The organism is Micromonospora sp. NPDC005174, from assembly GCF_040608495.1.
Taxonomy (GTDB): domain Bacteria; phylum Actinomycetota; class Actinomycetes; order Mycobacteriales; family Micromonosporaceae; genus Micromonospora.
The window spans coordinates 61,230-79,459 of record NZ_JBEXIJ010000016.1 but is presented as its reverse complement, the minus strand read 5'-3'; the positions used below and the strand labels follow the sequence as shown (position 1 = coordinate 79,459).

The following is an 18,230-nucleotide window of genomic DNA, read 5'->3' as shown; positions in this document are numbered from 1 at the left end:
GTTTTATCGACCTGCAAATAGCGGAGAACGCTTGGATCGCGGCTTTGGAAAGCCAGTAGATTGAACTGAACGCCATCCATCGTCCGGTGCGTTGGCCCGGTATAGCGTCTTATGTCTGCTCGAAGATTTTGATCTAGCTGGGCGGTCGCTCGTTTGGGATCTGTCGGGCGATGAGCCGGCGGAGTTGCCGTACGGCGGTGGCGCGGCGCTTGGATGCGTTGCTGGGCGACATGTTCAGATCGGCGGCGACCTGGCCGAGGGGTTCACCATTGAGGTAGGTGCGTCGCAGGAGTTCGGCGCTGGTGGGGTCGATGCGGTCGGCGGGCGGCATCCGGGCGGACTGGGCGACGAACTCTTGTAGGCGGGCGATGGCGGCATCCATGCCGCCGGGGTTGGGTTCGTTGTGGTGCTTGCCGTGGTAGGCGTTGAGTTCGGCGACGCCGCCCATGGGTATCTCTCGGGGTTCCTCCTCGCGGAGTCTGGCGATGCGGGCTTGGTGTTCGGTAGCGGTCTCGTCGGGCCGGCGGGTGAGCTGTTTGCGGCGGTGTTCAGTGCGTCCGCTGGCGTGGTCATACGCGCCGCCGAGTAGCCGTGAGTAGACGTTGGGCCGGTCGATATCCAGTCGCCAGCGGGTGCCGGCCGCGGTGGTTACGGTGGCCTGCATCCGTTCGAGGAAGGCGTGTATCAGCGTGTACTGAGCGGCGATCGCACGCTTGGCGGGATCGTCGGGCATGGCGAGTCGGGCGGCGCGGGAGAGAAGTCCTTGGGCGGCGACGCCGAGGGCGTAGAGGTTCCAGTCTTCGCGGTTTTCGGTGTCGTCGCGGACTTGTCCGACGATGTGCCGCCATACCTGGTCTTTGATCTCGCGGGTGGCGTCGTCGGCCAGCAGGTGGCGCACGACCTCATCGGCGCGGGCGGGGCGGGGGTCGTCGGCGCCGGTGATCCACCCTTTCGGCACGCCGACGCGGCACAGGGTGATGGCGGCGGACAGGACTTGGCCGGCGGGCATCGCCTTCTGCTCAACGAGGGCGGCTACCGGGTCGGACGAGGCGTCTGTGTCGGCGGTGGGTGGTGCGGAGAAGGTGAGTTGGCCAGGCAGGGCTATGCCGTGGGGGTGCCTTGTGGGCACTCGGTGTTCGGGCACGGGTTCGTGTCCTCCCAACGTCGCCTCGGGCTGGGTGGGGACACACCGGGCCGCCTGTCGGCGGTGATGAGCCGGGTCGACGCTGACCCCTGGTGCGGTCCGGCGTGCGGCGGACACCGCCGGGAATCGCACAAGCGTCTGAGAGATCGCGTCAGGGTGCCATGGTGTTGCGCGGCCCCCGCTGCGAGCGCTCGTTGTTGCTCGGCTCCACTACCGACAGTCGGACCGGTCCCCGTTCCGGCCTGACCTTGATCTCTTCGAGCGTACGCGCGGGCCAGAAAGATTCTTCGAGTTGCGCCGACGAAGTTGTCGATCTTGGAACATTCGGGCCATTGGCGGTCCCCTTTTATAGGTAGAAGGAAACGTGCACGTGGCGCACCGGCATCAAGGGGCGTGGCGATCGGAGGTGTCGAGCGGTGAGTGACCGGCGGTGCCGTCGTGCTTACTGAAGTCACGTTCGTGCTGCTCAGCCTCGGTGTTCGAGGGCAAGCCGGCTTGCCGGCGCGGCAGCACCTCAAAGCCTGACCATGAATCGACCGGGCCGGCGTAGGCGGCGCTGTCGGTGTTGTGGCCTGCGGTTTCGGCCGACGTTGGTCACATCCGTGAGAATTGGTCACGGTTCGGGCGTGTCGGCTGGCGTCCTGGCGGCGATTCGTGGTCCGGCCCGTGGCCAGTTCGCGGACGGATGGGTCGCTATCCGCTCGTGCTGTCGTCCGGTGTGCGGTGTGGCCTGTGCCCGTGGTCGGGGTTCGACGTGAGGGCCTGACGCCTGGTTGTTGACTGCTGGTCGCCCTTCGGGTTCGTGTGCGCTCTGTTTCTCTCTGGGGCGGGGCGGGGGACCGGCCGCCAGGCCGCAGCCCCCGACCCCGCCCACCGCTCCTCTCCCCTTTCCCTTCTCTCGCGGGATCGGCCATGCCGATTCCGCTTCTTGACCAAGTAGGGAAACTCGTACGCACTCCCGGTTCTCCGGGGTGTTGACCGCGCTCGTCCCACCTTCTGGCGTCCTGGCCGTGCTCGCCGGTTTGCCCGGTGCGCGGGTGCCTGCGGCGCTCTCCGTGCCGCCGTCCTGTCGTGGGCGTCCGGCTGCGAATCGTCTGTGTGTCCGCTCGCGTCGCGTCGAGCTGGGTCCGTCCGTCCGGTTCCCGGCTCGTCGGCCCTGGGTCGTCTCGGCCCGGATCGGTCCCGTCCTGCTCGTCGTCCTGGTCCTGGGCGGCGCTGCCACCGTCGTCCGTCTTTATGGAGGCCCGCTATGTCCTGCTACGTCTTTCGCCCAACCGCCGGGTCGCTTTGGCCATGTCGCGTCCCGCTGGCTCGGAGTCGAGGCCCGCCCCGGCTGCCTGACTCCCGTCCTGCCCCTGTTCCGACTACCGCACTGTATGCAGCACCACCTGTACGGCACCACCTCAGAGCACCACTCATCCAACTTTTGGAGTTCGTTGTGAACAGCATTCCTGTTGATCTTTCTCGTCTGACCGGCCTGCTGTGCGTGGCTGCGCCGGAGCCCAAGACCGATCTCGACGGCGAGCAGCGCAAGGACCGTGACGGTAACCGCGTCTGGGTGACTGGTATCGCGGTGCGACGCGCAGGCACGCGCAAAGCGTCGGTGATCGACGTCAGCACCTCCGCCCAGCCGGAAGGCGTCATGGAGGGCAACCCGGTCGGTGTGACCGAGCTTGACGTGTCGCTGTGGGAGATCGAGGGCCGGCATGGCCTGTCCTACAAGGCGGCGTCGATCTACCCGAAGCAGCCTGGTAACGGCGGCGGGCCTGCGTCGGCTCCGGTGCCGGGTCCCGCCGGTCGGGAGCGCGGCGGTAAGGCCAACCCGTCATGACCGCCGTTGCAGTGATGCCGCCGGCATCGGCCCCGCCGCCGCCGCCTGCGCCGTCACCGTCGATGACCCCCGGGTTCCCTGGCTTCGCGCCGAGGTTCCCGGGGGTCACCCTCGACCGGCTTCAGGCGTGGCTACCGGCGATCATTACCGCCGTCGTGGTCCTGGTGGCCGTTGTCGTGGCGCTGGGCGTGGTGTCGCGGCTGCTGCGCTGGAAGGCACCTCGGGCGCACTGGTACCTGTTCGGTTTCCCGCTGCTGCGCCTGCGAATGCGTCATTCCTGGCGGCACCTGTGCCTGAACGCCAGTTTGACCGGCACTGACCGGCCGACCACGGGGCAACTCGGGCCGCTGCTGGTGAAGGGACAGCCGATCATGCCGGTCCTGCCGCTGCTGCGTCGTATCCGTCCCCGCTCGTTCGGGGCAACGGCGGTGATCCTGCTGCACCCCGGGCAGGTTCCGGAGCCGTTCGTGAACGCGGCGGAAGCGATGGCGCATGCCTGGGGTGTGCACGCGGTGCGGGTCGACGCGCGGCTACGCGGCCGGGTCCGGTTGACCATCCTCACCTCCGACCCCCTCACCTCGCAGCGGACGGGGGAAGCGACCTGGACGACCGATCCGCCACCGAAGCCGGGCGTCGCTGTCGCCCAACCGGGGATCAGTGTGGCGAGTTCAACCCAACGGCGGCGGCCTGTTGGGTCGCTGTTGGGTTCGGGCGCGGCGGGGGACGTCGTGTTGGCCAACCAACAGCGGGCTTTCGTGGGTAAGACATCGGTCCCAGAGGCGGCGGTAGCGGTGCCGGCGGACCTGGTGGCCGATGTCGGTGATCGGGAAGACGGGCACCGTTGGTTGATCGACCTGGTGACCTTTCCGCACTGGCTGATCACCGGGGCCACGCAGTCCGGGAAGTCCACGCTCATCAACGCGGCTGTAGCGCGGTGGGCAGGGCGGCCGGTCGCTTTGGTGGGGATCGACTGCAAGGGCGGCATGGAGCTGGCCCCGCACGCGCCCCGGCTGTCCGCCCTGGCCACCGACCGGGCGCAAGCGGCGGACATCCTGGCCGCGCTCGTCGTGGAGACACAGCGGCGCATGGCGTTGTGCCGCCACCACGGGGCACGCAACATCTGGCAGCTCCCACCCCTGGTGCGGCCGGTGCCGGTGGTCGTGATCGTCGACGAGCTGGCAGAGCTGTACCTGGTCGCCTCCCGCGCGGACAAGGACGAAGCCCTTCGGGCGACCACGCACCTGTTGCGGCTGGCGCAGCTCGGCGCGGCTCTCGGCGTGCATGTGATCGTGGCTGGGCAACGGGTCGGCTCGGACTTCGGCCCTGGCGTGACCGCGCTGCGTGCCCAGCTCGCCGGGCGGATCTGCTTGCGGGTCAACGACGAGGAAACCGTGAAGATGACCCTCGGTGACCTCTACCCCGATGCGGTGGAAGCCGCCCAGCAGATCGACCCGGCGGTGAAGGGCATCGCGGTCACCACCGCCGACGAAGCGGGCTGGATACGCGCCCGCTCGGTGCACCTGTCGCCGGAGCAGTTGACGGCCGTCATCGCCGCTACGGCACACCTGGCGCCGGTCCTGCCCGACCTCACTCCGCCGGCCGCCTAACCACCTGCGGACACGCGACACGAATGGAGGCAACGGATGCGACCACGACCAACCAGCCCCGCCGCACCACCGGCCGGTGACGGCGGACCACCACCGGACCGGCAACGCAGCGCCGGGCATCCCTACGCGAGGAGCAGAGGACCACCATGCCTACCCCCGCCCCTGGCGGGCCTGACGAGGGCCTGTCATTCACCGATCGTGAGATCGTGTCCACCGCGACGCACCCTGACTTCCGGGCGTGGCTGGCCCGCGTGCGTCACATCGGCGGCTGCCAACATCCGGTGCACCTGGTCGGCCACACGATGACGGTGGACGCCGCCACCGGCCGCCTGGTGCAGGCGTTCACCTCGGCGGAGCAGCCGCACGGGCGGCTCACCATCGCCTGCGGCAATCGTCGCCAGTCCCGCTGCGAACCGTGCGCCCGGCTGCACCAGGGCGACACCTATCAACTCGTCGTGTCCGGGCTCGCCGGCGGCAAGGGCATCCCCGACACCGTGCGAGCGCATCCACGCGTGTTCGTGACCTTCACCGCGCCGAGCTTCGGCCCGGTCCACCGGCACACCACCGACGAACCTTGCCGGCCGTCACGCGGTCGTCGGGGCCTCGTCTGCCGCCACGGCCGGCCGTTGTGGTGCCTCGACCGGCACGCCTCCGGCGACCCGCTCACCGGCTCCCCGCTCTGCCCGGAGTGCTACGACTACCCGGCCGCGGTGCTGTGGAACGCCCACACCCGCGACCTGTGGCAACGGCTGCACCGCAACCTCTACGAAGCCCTTGCCACCGCACGCGGGATCTCCCGCACCGCCGCCCGCAAGACGGTCCGCGTCGCGTACGCCAAGGTTGCCGAGTACCAGCGGCGCGGCTCGGTGCACTTCCACGCCGTCATGCGCTTTGACGGTCCCACCCCCGATGCCCCGCCTCCGGCCTGGGCCACTTTGGCGCTCCTGGTGCAGACGGTCCGTACGGCGACGCGGCGGGTGCACCTGGCCGTGCCCGGCCTCGATTCGATCTTGCGGTTTGGGGCTCAGCTCGATATCCGGCCCATCCTGCCCGGCCGCAGCGACGACGACTTGACCGAGCGAGCGGTGGCCTCGTACATCGCTAAGTACGTCACCAAGCCTGATGTCGCCGGCATCACCGTGGATCGGCCTATCCGTGACGCCATCACGATCTCCGTGCTCCCCATCACCGAGCACGCTCGCACCCTCATCCGCACCTGCTGGACCCTCGGCAGCCGCGCAGAGTACAAGGCGCTGAACCTGCGGCGGTGGGCGCACCAACTCGGCTACCGAGGCCACATCGTCAGCAAGAGCCGCGCCTACTCCACCACCTACACCGCGCTACGCGCCGCCCGCGAACAACACCGCCGCGACCACAACCAGGAGGACATTCACGACGACACCACCGACGCCATCACCGACAAGCACTGGACCTACGCCGGAACCGGCCACACCGCCGGACAAGCCATGTTCGCCGACGCCATCGCCGACGACCTCCAAGCCGCCCGCGATGCCGCCCACGACGCTCGGTTGAGCGTCCACACCCCTCAAGGAGACACGCAATGAGCACCACGACTGACAACCCCTGGACCATCGACGCCGTTCGCGCTCTCGGCGTGACAACGGATGTAGAGACTGCCGGAGCCATTCTCGGCATCGGCCGGAGCAAGGCGTACGCCCTTGCCAAGCGTGGGCAATTCCCGGTGCGGGTGCTCCGTGTCGGGCGAAGCTACGTCGTTCCCGTCCCGGAAATCCTGGAACTACTCGGCGTTCGAGCCGTCACTTGACCTCACGGACCATTGAGGAACGACGCGACCGGTCAGCACGTCATCGACAAGGAGCGCGACGATGCCGGCGGCGGTGAGGTCTGGCCGGAAACTCATCAGCTTTTCCACTTCGCTCACCGTGAGCCGAATCTTGACCTGCTGGTCGCGCTTCTCCTCGCCGGGGAGCGCCGGCAATCCCTGAGCGGCCTCGACCACCCGGCGTCGTCGCATGACTCACCTTCAATCAATCGTCGGGGAAGTGGTACCATAATAGGTACCACTTCCCCTCTCCCAAGGAGGAGCCTTGAGAGGATCAGTATTCCGTCGCTGCGCTTGCCGCGATCCGGAGACTGGCAAGCAGTACGGGCAATCCTGCCCGAAGCTCAATCAGCGCCGTCACCGCACCTGGGGCGTTCGTCAGGAGCTTCCGCCGAATGCTGGGGGCGAGCGTCGCACCTTCCGTCGGTCTGGCTACACAGCGGCCACGGAAGCTCAGGGGGACCTGGATGCGGTCCGCGCGCTGCTGGCGTTGCCCGAGATCGATGACGAAGACGGCCGGCAACGCATGGGCGACTTGTTGGAGCGCGTTGCGGCCAACCGGGAACCGCTGCCAGACTTAGAAGAGACTCGGCGGAAGTTCCGTAGCGGCCAGTCTTTGACCGCGCGCATCACAGTCGGGGAATTCCTCGACACCTGGCTTGCTGGCCGCAAGATCCGCGCCAGCACGATCAACCGCTATGGGCGGGACATCCGCCTTCATCTCAAGCCGCGTATCGGCGAAGTTCGCCTAGATCGGCTTCGCGTTTCGCACCTGTCGGAGATGTTCAATGCAATTGTTGAACGCAACATTGAGATTGAGGAAGCTAACGCGCTTCGGCGTGCCGCCATCGAAGAACTCAAGACGCTTCGGGGTCGTGAGCGCCGCCAGGTCGCGCGTACCGCCATCGCCGCAATGCCGCCCTTCCGCCGCTCGGTTGGCCCGACGACCCGGCGGCACATCAGAGCGACGCTCCGCGCTGCCTTGAACGATGCGATTACGCAAGAGCTGATCACCTTCAACCCGGCCGCCCACGTCGAACTCGACCCGGTGAACCGACCCAAGGGGCTCGTGTGGACTGACGAACGAGTCGCGCGATGGCGGGCTACCGGCGAAAGGCCGTCGCCAGTCATGGTGTGGACGACTGAGCAGACGATCGCCTTCCTTGACGGCATCGCGGAGGACGAGCTGTACGCACTGTTCCACCTCGTCGCACTTCGTGGCCTGCGGCGTGGTGAGGCGTGCGGGCTGCGGCCCGAAGACCTGGACCTCAAGGGTCAGACGTTGACCGTCGCGACGCAGCTTGTAGACATCAACGGCGAGATCGAAGAGAACGCGCCCAAGAGTGACGCTGGTAACCGCATGGTGGCGCTCGACGTTGGCACCGTGAAGGTGGTGAAGCGCCACAACAAGCGGCAGCGACAGGCGCGTGAAGACGCCGGTACGGCTTGGGTGGAAAGTGGCCGTCTCTTCACGCGGGCCAATGGCGAGTGGGTAGAGCCGACGTGGCTGTCTGACTACTTCGACCGGCTCGTTAAGCGCTTGGGCCTTCCGCCGATCCGCCTGCACGACCTTCGCCACGGCGCGGCCACGATGGCGCTCAAGGCCGGAACCAAGCTGAAGGTGGTACAGGAGATGCTTGGGCACTCCTCGTACGCACTCACTGCGGACACGTATACGGCTGTCCTGCCCGAACTGGCCTTGGAAGCCGCCGAAGCGACGGCCCGCCTGATCTCTGGTCGGGGCACCAAGCGCACTCCCGGGCTCACCTCGGGCTCACATGGGGACAAGGCATCGAAGGCTGCCAGTAAGAAAGATCGCAAGAAGAGCAAGAAGCGGCAGGTCAAGCCTACTGCGTGAGAGTGCGCCCGGCAGGATTCGAACCTGCGGCCTTGGGATTAGAAGTCCCCTGCTCTATCCGCTGAGCTACGGGCGCGCGGCGTGGAAGTCGCGCCAGAAGGGTACCGCCGACCCACGGCGCGTCGGGTCGATGGGTGCCGCGTCCACGTTGGCGAGCAGAGTCTCACGAGGCGGCTCCGGTCGGCATTCGGGTTCCCGCGAGGAGGCCGGCCGTCGGCCCGTACCCTCGGCTGGTGTTGCTGGACCCCGACGCCGAGAGCAGCGTCGCCTACGAGCTGTGCCAGGTCGTCGGTCGGGCGATCCTGCCCTACCGGACGGCCGACGCCCACGGCACCGCCTTCTTCTTCCAGGGTGGCGACGACCCGGTGGGGGAGGCGTTGCTGACGGCGGCCGACCTCGTCGGCGCGGCGGGCGGTGAGCTGGGCCTGCGGGCGAGCGTCACCGAGCCGGCCGGTGTCGCGCCGGACGCCGTCGCGGCGGCCGAGATCGTGCCCGGTTGGGCCCGCTTTCCGGGCGACGGGGTCGCGGTGCTGCCGACCGCCGGCCTGCACCGCTACGCCGGCGACGGTGGCTGGCGGTGGCGCGTGCAGCCGGTACCGGCGGGGATCGCCGCCGGGCCCGAGGCCGTCGCCGACCTCGGCGCCGACGGCAGTTCCGCTTTCGTGCTGGCCCACGGAGTACGCGACGACGGCTCCCGCCCCCTGGAGGTGGCGATCGAGCGCGTCGTCCGCGACGGGGACGACGTGCGGATCACCACGGAACTACCCCCGGGGTACGTCGGCGCGCCCGTCTTCGTCGTCCAGGCTGACGCGGCCGGCGACGTGTCGCTGTACTGCCTCGGCCTGGTGCTGCCCGGCGTCGACGGGCACCCGGTGGCGACCTTCGACCGGATCGGCGCCGTCCTGTCGGCCGCGCACGGCGACGCCTGAACCCGGCTCGACCGCTCAGCCGCTGACCGCCGCCGCTACTACGCTGCCGGTCGACCGATGGTGACGGATCAGTCGCATCAGCGCGCCGTCGCTTTCGGGGCTGATCAGTCCCGACGCCGTCGCCCCGGAGCGTCCCGCTCGTCTGGCGCGGCTGATCAGTCGCCGACCGCTGTTGCCTCGGCGGCGTCGGTCGACGGGCGGCGGCTCTGCGGCAGCGTGGGCGCGTCGGTGTCGGCATCGTCGTCGGCCGGAGCGGTGGGGCCGGCGGCCAGGAACGCCTCGGCCCAGCGGCCGACCTCGTCCAGGACCTTCGCGCGTACGGTCGGTCCGGAGAGCGTGAGGTCGTGCAACCCGCCGTCGAAGCGGGCCAGCGTGACGTGCTGGCCGAGGCGGGGCGCGTACCGGACCATGTGCTCGACGTCCAGCACCGCGTCGGCAAGGGTGGCGTTGTCGTGCCACTTCGTGCCCCGAAAGGAACGGGTCGAGCAGGCCAGCAGCACCGGCACCGGGATGTCCAGGCCGGCGCGCAGCCGACGCTGACCGGTGCGGATCGCATTCAGCCAGCCGGCCCGCACCGGGAACCCGGCCAACGGCTTCCACGCCAGGTCATAGGCCCACTCGCCGCGGTGGTCGGCGTGCAGGCTCTCGCCGTACACCGTGCCGAGGCTGAAGGGCAGGACGCGGTGCGGCGCCCTGCGGCCCAGCCGCGCGACGGCGGCCGCGAGGGGTCGACGGACCGCCCAGGGGGCGTTCAGGTCGAAGAAGGGGCTGTTGAGGACCAGTCCGTCGACGATGCCGGCGTCGCGGCGGGCGTCCGCCCAGAGCGAGATGATGAGGCCGCCGGTGGAGTGGCCCATCACCAGCAGGGTGTCGTGCCCGTCCTCGGTGCGGATGATCTCGGCGGCGGCGTCCAGCTCGGGGAAGTAGTCGCTGAGGTCGCGGCAGAAGTTCGGCGTCTGGTGCCCGAGCAGGCTGCGACCGTACTTGCGCAGGTCGAGCGCGTAGAAGTCCCAACCGCGCTCGGCGAAGAAGTCGGCCAGGTGGGTCTGGAAGAAGTAGTCGACGAAGCCGTGCACGTAGAGCACCGCCCGCCCGGTGGGGCGCTCGGCCCGCCGCCGGACCAGTGTCGCGACAACGGGGCCTTCGTCGTCGGTGCCCAGGTCGATCGTCTGCCGCTCGTACGGCAACCCCAACACGTCCGGTTCCACAACGACGACGCTACGCCCGCACCACTACCGAGCGGTAGCCCCGCCCCCCGCCCCCGCGCTCCCGCGCCCCCGCGCGCCCGCTCCCGCCCCCGCGATCTTGCACTTTCTGTTGCGACATAAGCCTTGGGAATACTCATATCGGCATCCGAAAGTGCAAGATCGCGGGTCGGTCGTGGGTGGGTCAGGCCGTTTCCGCGTCGACGCGGGCCGGGTCCTGGTCGATCGGGTCGGGCTCGCCCTGCGGCTGCGGGATGTCCCGCAGGTGCTTGTTGTTGCGCGGCTCCTGCTTGGTCTTGGCGTCGTTGAGCTTCCGACGCAGGTCGTCGCGAACGTCGTTGAGGGCGGCGTGCAGGTCCTCCTCGGTGGAGGTGGTGACGATCTTCTGCCGGCCGGCGATCCAGCACTCCAGGGTGACCTTCTGACCCCGGGCCTCCCGGTCCTTCACCGACACCTCCAGCTCGGTGGCGTCGGCGTGGAAACCGGCCAGCCGGGCGTCGAGGGTGGCGAACTGCTCGGCGATCCAGTTGCGGTCGCCCTGGGAGAAGCCCGCGCCCACCCGCAGGCACTCGCCCACGGTTGCCGGGTTCGCCACGGCGCTCATCGCCGCACCTCGGAAGTGGTCGCGGAGCCGAAAGTAGTGATCATCATGGTGCTGACCTCTCGTCGACGTGGAGCTTGTCGGTGGTGCGTTGATCAAATCCATACCCAGTTCGGGCGGTTCCGGAACCGCCATCGGCCGCTCGGGTGGGTCGGCCGTACCACAACAGGGGCTTGATCAGGGCGTTGTCCACAGGTGGCCCGTTGTCCACAGGTTCGGGTGGCGGCGCTGGCGGTGGCCGTCGACATCGCACAGGCTCGATGCCGAGTCGACTCGCGCTGGCAGACCCCGATCCCCTGGAGGGACGATGTTCGACACGTACGTCACGATCGTCGGCAACATTCTGACGGCGCCCGAGTGGCGGCGGACGAAGGAGAGCAACACCCTGGTGGCCAACTTCAAGGTCGCCTCCACCGCCCGCCGACTCGACCGCGACAGCGGCCGCTGGGTCGACGGCAACTCGCTGCGCGTCCGCGTCAACTGCTGGCGCAAGCTCGCCGAGGGCGTCGCCGCGTCGGTGATGGTCGGCGACCCGGTGGTGGTCTGCGGGCGTCTCTACACCCGCGACTGGACCGACGAGGCCGGCAACCACCGCACCCTCTACGAGCTGGAGGCGGTCGCCGTCGGCCACGACCTGTCCCGAGGGCGGGCCCGTTTCCTTCGCAACCGACCCACCATGAGCACCAGCGCCGTCGAGGACGCGGCCACCGAGGGTCGCGTGCACGGCGAGCCCACCGAGCCGGTACCCGCCGAGGAGGCGCCGGCGCTGCCCGACGACGGGCCGCTCGACGACGACTTCGAACTGCCCGAGTACGCCTCGCCGCGCACCAGTCCCCTCGGCCACGGCCCGCTCGACGAGGTCTCCCTCGGTGACATCGGTGGCGTTCCCGCGGCCCTGGACGACGACGAGCTGACCCGTGCGGCGGCGGACGACGTCGACCCGGAGGACGACCCCGACGACGAGTTGGGACCGGTTCCCGACGAGGGTCGGCCGGATGGTCCGCCGTCCGGTCGGGGCCGGCGGGGCCGAGGTCGGGTTCCGCAGCCGGCGTGACCGTCCGGTCCCGGGGCGACAGCAGCACCGCTGCCTGAGGTCGGTGCCGGCGACGTTCGCACCGACGGCACGACGGGGGCGGGGTGGCGGCGTGGTCGGCGTCGTCACCCCGCGTGAGCGGAACGGCCAGAGGAGGTTCCGATGGAGTACGGCAGGCGCGGCTGGCTCATGCGGCGCTCGTCTAGGCTGGCCGGCCGGGGGGTGGTACGCGTGCGGCAGACAGCGCCGGTGGCGAACGCGGTGGGCCTGGTGGCCGGTTACGCGCTGGACAGGCTGCTCGGCGACCCCCGTCGGTGGCACCCGGTAGCCGGTTTCGGCCAGGTGGCCGGCGCTCTGGAGCGTCGCCTGCACCGGCCGGACCGGACAGCCGGCGCGGTGTTCACGGCGCTGGCGGTCGGCGGGCCCGTGGCGCTCGGGGCGGTCGCCGCGGTGGCCACCCGGCACCGGCCGGTGAGCCGCGCGGTCCTCGTCGCCGTCGGCACCTGGACCGTGTTGGGCGGTCGTACGCTGCGGCGCGAGGCCGCGATCATGGGTCGTACGCTCCGCGACGGCGACCTGCCCGCCGCCCGGAAGCGCCTCGGCAACCTCTGCGGGCGGGACCCGTCGACCCTGGACGAGTCGGAGTTGGCCCGCGCCACCGTCGAATCGGTCGCGGAGAACACCTCCGACGCGGTGGTCGCCCCGCTGCTCTGGGGTGCGGTCGCCGGCCTGCCCGGGCTGCTGGGCTACCGCGCCGCCAACACCCTCGACGCGATGGTCGGGCACCGATCGGAGCGCTACGCGCGGTTCGGCACCCCGGCCGCTCGGCTGGACGACCTGCTCAACCTCGTGCCGTCCCGGCTGACCGGGCTCCTCACCATCGCCGTCGCACCGGTTGCCAACGGCGACCGGGACCGGGCCTGGCGGGTGTGGCGGCGGGACCGCAACGACCACCCCAGCCCCAACGCCGGCCAGTGCGAAGCGGCGATGGCCGGGGCGCTCGGCGTCCGCCTCGGTGGCCGCAACATGTACTTCGGGCGCTCCGAGGTCCGCCCGTTCCTGGGCGACGGCCCCCGTCCCGAGGCGCGACACCTCAAGCGGGCCGCGCGCATCTCCGGCGCTGTCGGCCTGGCCGCCCTCGGAGTGGCCGCTGCCTACCCGGTGACCGTCGGCCGCCTGACCGACGCAGTGGCGCGCCGCAGCTTGCGAGCCGTGACGGAACGGCGCACCGGTCGTCCAGCGACCCGGGAGGCGTTTCGACGTGGCTGGTCGGCGGGCGGCCTGCTGCCCGTCGGGCCGGAGCATGGCCGGGTCGGGGGCGTCGTGGGGCGGGGGAGCGGGCGATGAGCGGTGGGCTGTTGGTCGCCGGCACCACCTCGGACGCCGGCAAGAGCGTGCTCACCGCCGGCATCTGCCGCTGGCTGCACCGGCGTGGCGTGAAGGTGGCGCCGTTCAAGGCGCAGAACATGTCGAACAACTCGGCCGTCGTCGTCGGGCCGGAGGGGCGTGGTGGGGAGATCGGCCGCGCCCAGGCCATGCAGGCCGCCGCGTGCGGGCTCGCACCGGACCTGCGCTTCAATCCGGTGCTGCTCAAACCGGGCAGTGACCTCGCCAGCCAGGTCGTCCTCCTCGGCGAGGCGGTCGACACGATCACCGCCGGCACCTTCCGGCAGTTGCGGCCCCGGCTCGCCGAGACCGCGTACGCGGCGTTGGCCGAGCTGCGCGCCGCGTACGACGTGGTGATCTGTGAGGGCGCGGGCAGCCCGGCGGAGATCAACCTGCGGGCCGGGGACTACGTCAACATGGGGCTCGCCCGGCACGCCAACCTGCCCGCCATCGTGGTCGGCGACATCGATCGGGGCGGCGTCTTCGCGTCGATGTTCGGCACGGTGGCCCTGCTCGATCCGGCCGACCAGGCGCTCGTCGCGGGCTTCGTGATCAACAAGTTCCGGGGGGACCTCGGTCTGCTCCAGCCCGGGCTGGAGATGCTGCGGCACGTGACCGGCCGGCCCACGTACGGGGTGCTGCCCTGGTCGCTCGACCTGTGGCTGGACGCGGAGGACTCGCTCGCCTACGGGCGGGTGCTCGGTCGGCCCGCCGCCCCGCACGGCACCGAGTGGCTGGACGTGGCCGTCGTCCGACTGCCCCGCATCAGCAACGCCACCGACGTGGAGGCGCTCGCCACCGAGCCGGGTGTCCGCGTACGCCTCACCGTCGAGCCTGCCGAACTGGCCTCTGCCGATTTGATCGTCCTGCCCGGCTCGAAGTCGACGGTCGCGGACCTCGCCTGGCTCCGCGAGACGGGCCTCGCCGACGCGGTCGCCGCCCACGCGGCAGCCGGTAAGCCGTTGCTCGGCCTCTGCGGTGGCTTCCAGATGCTCGGCCGGGCCATCCACGACCCGGTCGAGAGCCGGCGGGGCAGTGTGCCCGGGCTCGGGCTGCTGCCCATCGAGATCACCTTCGATCCCCGCAAGACCGTCCGGCAGTCGGTGGGCGCCGGCCCCGGCGACGTGACGGTCCGCGGCTACGAGATCCACCACGGGTACGTCTCGCAGGCCGACCCGGCACTGACCCCGCTGCTGACCGGGGCCGACGGCGCGGGCGAGGGGGCGGTGCTCGGCGCTGTGCACGGCACGCACTGGCACGGGGCGTTCGAGTCCGACGGATTCCGCCGCTGGTTCCTCACCGAGGCGGCCCGGCTGGCCGGACGCAGGGGATTCCGGGTCGCGCCGACCACCAGCTTCGCCGCCGCCCGGGAACGCTCGCTCGACCTGCTCGGCGACCTCGTCGAGGAGCACCTCGACACCGACGCCCTCTGGCGTCTCATCGAGACCGGCGCGCCCACGGACCTCCCCTTCATCCCGCCCGGCGCCCCGCCCACCTGAGCGCGCCACCCCTGCAAGGGACCGCCCGAGCGTCCACCCCCGCGACGGGCCGCCCGCCGACAGCGCATGATCGGCCAGGTAGGCGGGCTCTCCGGTGGCTCGTAGAGCGGTCTGGGGTAGCGGGCGGGTCAGAGGCGGATGTCGGCGGGGCGGTCCGTGGTGGGCAGTCCGGCGGCCAGCCACGCGTCGACGCCACCGATCATGTCGGTGGCCCGGCGCAGGCCGAGGGTCTGGAGGCTGGCGGCGGCCAGGCTGGAGCTGTAACCCTGGCGGCACACCACGATGATCTCCCGGTCGTACGCGGTGGCCTCCGGAATGCGCCAGGCGCTGGCCGGGTCGAGCCGCCACTCCAGCACCGTGCGGTCGATGACGACCGCCCCGGGAAGATCACCCTGTTCGCGGCGCTGTGTGTCGGTACGGGTGTCGACAAGCAGAGCGCCACCGCGGACCGCCTCGACGGTCTGCTGTGGAGTAAGTCGGTGCAGCCCGGCGCGGGCCTGTTCGAGCAGGGCGTCGATGCCGGGGCTCATCACGTCTCGGAGCACCACCCGATCATGCCGACTCGGGTACCGGCCCGCGCGCCGAACGGTCCGCCCGTCACCCGTCGCCACGCCAATTCCCCCGGACGTGAGAGTGGCCGCCCGAGCCGGCTCAGCCGGACGTGTCACAGCCGTCGGGACCAGCATGATCGACTCGGTTTCCGTGATGTCGGGCCGTCCTGGCCGGCGGGACACCCCGACATCCGTGAACCCGAGTCGATCACCCCGTCCGGCGGGCTCGGACCGGGGGGGCATACTGCGGTCGTGCGTGGAGTCGTCGGCAGGGAACCGCTCGACCGCGGCGGTCCGCGGCGGCGCGACCCGGGTCCGCACCAGGGCGAGGGCGGCCACGCCGGCGGGCCGACGGGGCGTGCCGTCGGGCAGGTGGCACGGGTGGTGGTCGTCGAGGCGTACGCCGAGGTGGCGCGGCGGGTGCTCGCGGGCCCGGCGCGGTTGGGGCGGACCCGGCTGGTCGCCGTCGACGGGCCGAGCGGCGCGGGCAAGAGCCGGTTCGCCGCGCACCTCGCGGATGCCCTGGCGGCGCTGCCCGGCGGGCGACCACCGGTGGTGCACACCGACGACCTGCTCGACGGCTGGGACGACCAGTTGACCTTCTGGCCCCGGTTCGACGACGAGGTGCTGGTCCCGCTGCGGCGGGGGGAGCCGGGCGCGTACCGGCGGTACAGCTGGGTGCGGCGGTCCTTCCTGCCGCGCCCGATGGCGGTGCCGGCGACGCCGGTGCTGATCGTGGAGGGGGTCAGCGCCGCCCGTGCGGTGATCCGGCCGGAGCTGACGCTCGCCGTCTTCGTGACCGCGCCGGCGCCGCTGCGGCTCGCCCGTGCCATCGAGCGGGACGGGCCGGAAGTCCTGCCCGAGCTGCGCCGCTGGCATGCGGGGGAGCGCGCGCACTTCGCCGCCGACGACACCGCAGCCCACGCCGACCTGGTGGTCGACGGCGCGCCGGCGCTGCCGCTCGACACCTCCCGCTACCTGGTGCGGGTCGGCGGGGTGGGCACGGGCTCCGCCGGCACGCCGGGGTAAGGCCGGCATACGATGCCGGTCATGACCTCACCGATCATGTCCGAGTCCGAGGTACGGGCCGCCGTCGAGCGGGAGATGCCCGGGGTACGGGCCGACCTGGAACGCCTCGTCCGCATCCCCGGCATCGCCTTCGACGGCTTCGACCACTCGCACGTCGAGCGTTCCGCCGAGGCGGTCGCCGAGCTGCTGCGCGGCTGCGGCCTGGACGTCGACATCGTGCGTTCCGGCGGCCAGCCCGCCGTGATCGGCCGTCGCGCGGCCCCGCCCGGCGCGCCAACCGTGCTGCTCTACGCCCACCACGACGTGCAGCCGATCGGTGACCGGTCGCTGTGGGAGTCCGACCCGTTCGAGCCGGTGGAGCGCGACGGCCGCCTGTACGGCCGGGGTGCGGCCGACGACAAGGCCGGCATCATGGCGCACGTGGCGGCCCTGCGGGCGTACGGGGACGCGCTGCCGGTCGGTGTGGTGCTGTTCATCGAGGGCGAGGAGGAGTTCGGCTCCGACTCGTTGGAGCGGCTGCTCGACGAGCACCGCGACGAGATCGCCTCGGACGTCATCGTGATCGCCGACTCGGGCAACTGGGACATCGGCGTACCGGCGCTGACCACCTCGCTGCGCGGCATCGTCAACTGCTTCGTCGAGGTGCGCACGCTGGACCACGCCGTGCACAGCGGCATGTTCGGCGGTGCCGTGCCGGACGCGCTGACCGCGCTGGTCCGGCTGCTGGCGAGCCTGCACGACGACGCCGGCGACGTGGCGGTGGACGGGCTGGTCGGCCGGGTGGGCGCCGCCGTCGACTACCCGGAGGACCGGGTACGCGTCGAGGCCGGGCTGGCCGAGGGTGTGCAGTTCATCGGCACTGGCCGGCTCACCGACCGGCTCTGGACCAAGCCGGCGCTGGCCGTGCTCGGCATCGACGCGCCGGCCACCGGTGAGGCCCCGAACGCCCTGGTGCCGGCCGCGAAGGCGAAGCTCAGCGTCCGTCTCGCACCGGGCGACGACCCCAAGCGGGCGTACGCGGCGGTGCGCGCCCACCTGGAGAAGCACGCGCCGTGGGGCGCTCAGGTGACGGTCACCTTCGAGCACGACGGCGACCCGTGCGTGATCGACGCGTCCGGGCCGATGTTCGACGCCGCCCGCTCGGCGTTCCGCACCGCCTGGGACGGCACCGACCCGGTGGACATCGGCGTCGGCGGCTCGATCCCGTTCATCGCCACGTTCCAGGAGATGTTCCCGCAGGCGGCGATCCTGGTGACCGGCGTGGAGGACCCGCACGCCCGCGCGCACGGTCCGAACGAGAGCCTGCACCTCGGCGAGTTCGCCAAGGTCTGCCTCGCCGAGGCGCTGCTGCTGGGCAAGGTGGCCGCAGCGGCTGAGTGATAACGGCAAGTTTGCGTCTGATCTGCGCGTTTACGGCGTGTCGCGGATGGGATTGCTATAGGCTTTCGAACATGAGTACGAACGAGGTGATGGCCCGCCTGGGGGCCGCCGTCAGCGCACTGGGGGACGTCGACGTCTCCGCGTGGTCCGAGGACACGCTCAATGAGCAGCTCGGTGAGCTTTCCGCCGCCCTGGTCGCCCTCGACTCGGTGCTCTCCCGGGTGGCCGGCGAGGTCCGCGCCCGAGGGTTGCGCATCGAGGAGCCCGTCTCCGCCTGATTCCTGCCGTCCGTCAGTGCCTGTTCCACAGGGGCAGCCCGCCTCCGTGGACCAGGGTCCGGCGGGCTGCGGCACCGCGCCGACACCGCCCGGGC

The 18,230-nt window shown here is 70.9% G+C and carries 16 protein-coding genes, 1 tRNA gene and 1 pseudogene; 12 read left to right on the top strand and 6 right to left on the bottom strand.

All coding sequences use genetic code 11. From position 1 onward, the window contains the following. Positions 1-133: 133 nt before the first annotated feature. The gene (locus tag ABZU91_RS18915; RefSeq protein ID WP_355241719.1) at positions 134-1,009 is read right to left on the bottom strand and encodes a hypothetical protein; all 876 of its coding nucleotides are present in this window, start codon (positions 1,007-1,009) and stop codon (positions 134-136) included. A gap of 1,573 nt (positions 1,010-2,582) precedes the next feature. On the opposite strand from ABZU91_RS18915, the gene ABZU91_RS18910 reads away from it, so the two are divergent. The 4 genes from ABZU91_RS18910 (at position 2,583) to ABZU91_RS18895 (ending at position 6,368) form a co-directional block, all read left to right on the top strand. Then, the gene (locus ABZU91_RS18910; protein WP_355241717.1) at positions 2,583-2,975 is read left to right on the top strand and encodes a hypothetical protein; all 393 of its coding nucleotides are present in this window, start codon (positions 2,583-2,585) and stop codon (positions 2,973-2,975) included. Between the two features lie 62 nt (positions 2,976-3,037). Next, on the top strand, positions 3,038-4,582 hold the full coding sequence (locus tag ABZU91_RS18905; protein ID WP_355241714.1) for an FtsK/SpoIIIE domain-containing protein: 1,545 nt from the start codon (positions 3,038-3,040) through the stop codon (positions 4,580-4,582). A gap of 206 nt (positions 4,583-4,788) precedes the next feature. Continuing rightward, positions 4,789-6,147 carry a replication initiator gene (locus ABZU91_RS18900; protein WP_355241711.1) on the top strand — a complete coding sequence of 453 codons (1,359 nt, stop codon included), beginning with the start codon at positions 4,789-4,791 and terminating at the stop codon, positions 6,145-6,147. After that, positions 6,144-6,368: a helix-turn-helix domain-containing protein gene (locus tag ABZU91_RS18895; RefSeq protein ID WP_073836639.1), complete on the top strand. Its 225-nt coding sequence runs from the start codon at positions 6,144-6,146 to the stop codon at positions 6,366-6,368. The genes ABZU91_RS18900 and ABZU91_RS18895 overlap by 4 nt, the downstream gene beginning before the upstream one ends. On the opposite strand, the gene ABZU91_RS18890 is transcribed toward ABZU91_RS18895, so the two are convergent. Then, a complete protein-coding gene (locus tag ABZU91_RS18890) occupies positions 6,342-6,578 on the bottom strand; it encodes a hypothetical protein (RefSeq protein ID WP_355241708.1) in 237 nt (78 codons plus the stop codon). The genes ABZU91_RS18895 and ABZU91_RS18890 overlap by 27 nt on opposite strands. A gap of 73 nt (positions 6,579-6,651) precedes the next feature. Here ABZU91_RS18890 and ABZU91_RS18885 point away from each other — a divergent pair, with 73 nt between their 5' ends. Then, the gene (locus ABZU91_RS18885) at positions 6,652-8,244 is read left to right on the top strand and encodes a tyrosine-type recombinase/integrase (RefSeq protein ID WP_355241705.1); all 1,593 of its coding nucleotides are present in this window, start codon (positions 6,652-6,654) and stop codon (positions 8,242-8,244) included. Between the two features lie 3 nt (positions 8,245-8,247). Here the strand turns inward: ABZU91_RS18885 and ABZU91_RS18880 are convergent. After that, positions 8,248-8,320: transfer RNA gene (locus ABZU91_RS18880), tRNA-Arg, on the bottom strand. Positions 8,321-8,477: 157 nt separating this feature from the next. Here ABZU91_RS18880 and ABZU91_RS18875 point away from each other — a divergent pair. Beyond that, positions 8,478-9,173, top strand: a complete 696-nt coding sequence (locus tag ABZU91_RS18875) for a hypothetical protein (RefSeq protein ID WP_355241702.1) — start codon at positions 8,478-8,480, stop codon at positions 9,171-9,173. Between the two features lie 155 nt (positions 9,174-9,328). Here the strand turns inward: ABZU91_RS18875 and ABZU91_RS18870 are convergent, their stop codons facing one another. Continuing rightward, entirely contained in the window at positions 9,329-10,381 is a 1,053-nt protein-coding gene (locus tag ABZU91_RS18870; RefSeq protein ID WP_355241699.1) for an alpha/beta hydrolase, read from the bottom strand. 181 nt (positions 10,382-10,562) lie between these two features. After that, positions 10,563-10,982, bottom strand: coding sequence for an HPF/RaiA family ribosome-associated protein (locus tag ABZU91_RS18865; RefSeq protein WP_355241696.1), 420 nt, complete (start codon positions 10,980-10,982; stop codon positions 10,563-10,565). 304 nt (positions 10,983-11,286) lie between these two features. Here ABZU91_RS18865 and ABZU91_RS18860 point away from each other — a divergent pair, with 304 nt between their 5' ends. From ABZU91_RS18860 to ABZU91_RS18850, 3 genes are all read left to right on the top strand, one after another. Continuing rightward, entirely contained in the window at positions 11,287-12,033 is a 747-nt protein-coding gene (locus ABZU91_RS18860) for a single-stranded DNA-binding protein (protein WP_355241693.1), read from the top strand. 210 nt (positions 12,034-12,243) lie between these two features. Continuing rightward, a complete protein-coding gene (locus ABZU91_RS18855; RefSeq protein WP_355241961.1) occupies positions 12,244-13,359 on the top strand; it encodes a cobalamin biosynthesis protein in 1,116 nt (371 codons plus the stop codon). Then, positions 13,356-14,897 carry a cobyric acid synthase gene (locus tag ABZU91_RS18850; RefSeq protein ID WP_355241690.1) on the top strand — a complete coding sequence of 514 codons (1,542 nt, stop codon included), beginning with the start codon at positions 13,356-13,358 and terminating at the stop codon, positions 14,895-14,897. The genes ABZU91_RS18855 and ABZU91_RS18850 overlap by 4 nt, the downstream gene beginning before the upstream one ends. 128 nt (positions 14,898-15,025) lie before the next feature. Here the strand turns inward: ABZU91_RS18850 and ABZU91_RS18845 are convergent, their stop codons facing one another. Then, the gene (locus ABZU91_RS18845; protein WP_355052319.1) at positions 15,026-15,427 is read right to left on the bottom strand and encodes a rhodanese-like domain-containing protein; all 402 of its coding nucleotides are present in this window, start codon (positions 15,425-15,427) and stop codon (positions 15,026-15,028) included. Between the two features lie 393 nt (positions 15,428-15,820). Here ABZU91_RS18845 and ABZU91_RS18840 point away from each other — a divergent pair. The 3 genes and pseudogenes from ABZU91_RS18840 to ABZU91_RS18830 form a co-directional block, all read left to right on the top strand. Continuing rightward, positions 15,821-16,521 (top strand): annotated as a pseudogene (locus ABZU91_RS18840) (hypothetical protein); the annotation flags it as partial. Then, the gene (locus ABZU91_RS18835) at positions 16,514-17,857 is read left to right on the top strand and encodes a dipeptidase (protein ID WP_355241958.1); all 1,344 of its coding nucleotides are present in this window, start codon (positions 16,514-16,516) and stop codon (positions 17,855-17,857) included. The pseudogene ABZU91_RS18840 and the gene ABZU91_RS18835, both read left to right, overlap by 8 nt. Positions 17,858-17,928: 71 nt before the next feature. Beyond that, positions 17,929-18,135, top strand: coding sequence for a hypothetical protein (locus ABZU91_RS18830; protein WP_030333429.1), 207 nt, complete (start codon positions 17,929-17,931; stop codon positions 18,133-18,135). The last annotated feature ends 95 nt before the right edge of the window (positions 18,136-18,230 follow it).

Excerpts from the sequence above, each read along its gene's own strand:
- ABZU91_RS18915 (WP_355241719.1), bottom strand. The coding sequence starts at position 1,009 with ATGCCCGCCGGCCAAGTCCTGTCCGCCGCCATCACCCTGTGCCGCGTC.
- ABZU91_RS18905 (WP_355241714.1), top strand. The coding sequence starts at position 3,038 with ATGACCCCCGGGTTCCCTGGCTTCGCGCCGAGGTTCCCGGGGGTCACC.
- ABZU91_RS18895 (WP_073836639.1), top strand. The coding sequence starts at position 6,144 with ATGAGCACCACGACTGACAACCCCTGGACCATCGACGCCGTTCGCGCT.
- ABZU91_RS18890 (WP_355241708.1), bottom strand. The coding sequence starts at position 6,578 with ATGCGACGACGCCGGGTGGTCGAGGCCGCTCAGGGATTGCCGGCGCTC.
- ABZU91_RS18865 (WP_355241696.1), bottom strand. The coding sequence starts at position 10,982 with ATGAGCGCCGTGGCGAACCCGGCAACCGTGGGCGAGTGCCTGCGGGTG.
- ABZU91_RS18860 (WP_355241693.1), top strand. The coding sequence starts at position 11,287 with ATGTTCGACACGTACGTCACGATCGTCGGCAACATTCTGACGGCGCCC.
- ABZU91_RS18850 (WP_355241690.1), top strand. The coding sequence starts at position 13,356 with ATGAGCGGTGGGCTGTTGGTCGCCGGCACCACCTCGGACGCCGGCAAG.
- ABZU91_RS18845 (WP_355052319.1), bottom strand. The coding sequence starts at position 15,427 with ATGAGCCCCGGCATCGACGCCCTGCTCGAACAGGCCCGCGCCGGGCTG.
- ABZU91_RS18835 (WP_355241958.1), top strand. The coding sequence starts at position 16,514 with ATGTCCGAGTCCGAGGTACGGGCCGCCGTCGAGCGGGAGATGCCCGGG.
- ABZU91_RS18830 (WP_030333429.1), top strand. The coding sequence starts at position 17,929 with ATGAGTACGAACGAGGTGATGGCCCGCCTGGGGGCCGCCGTCAGCGCA.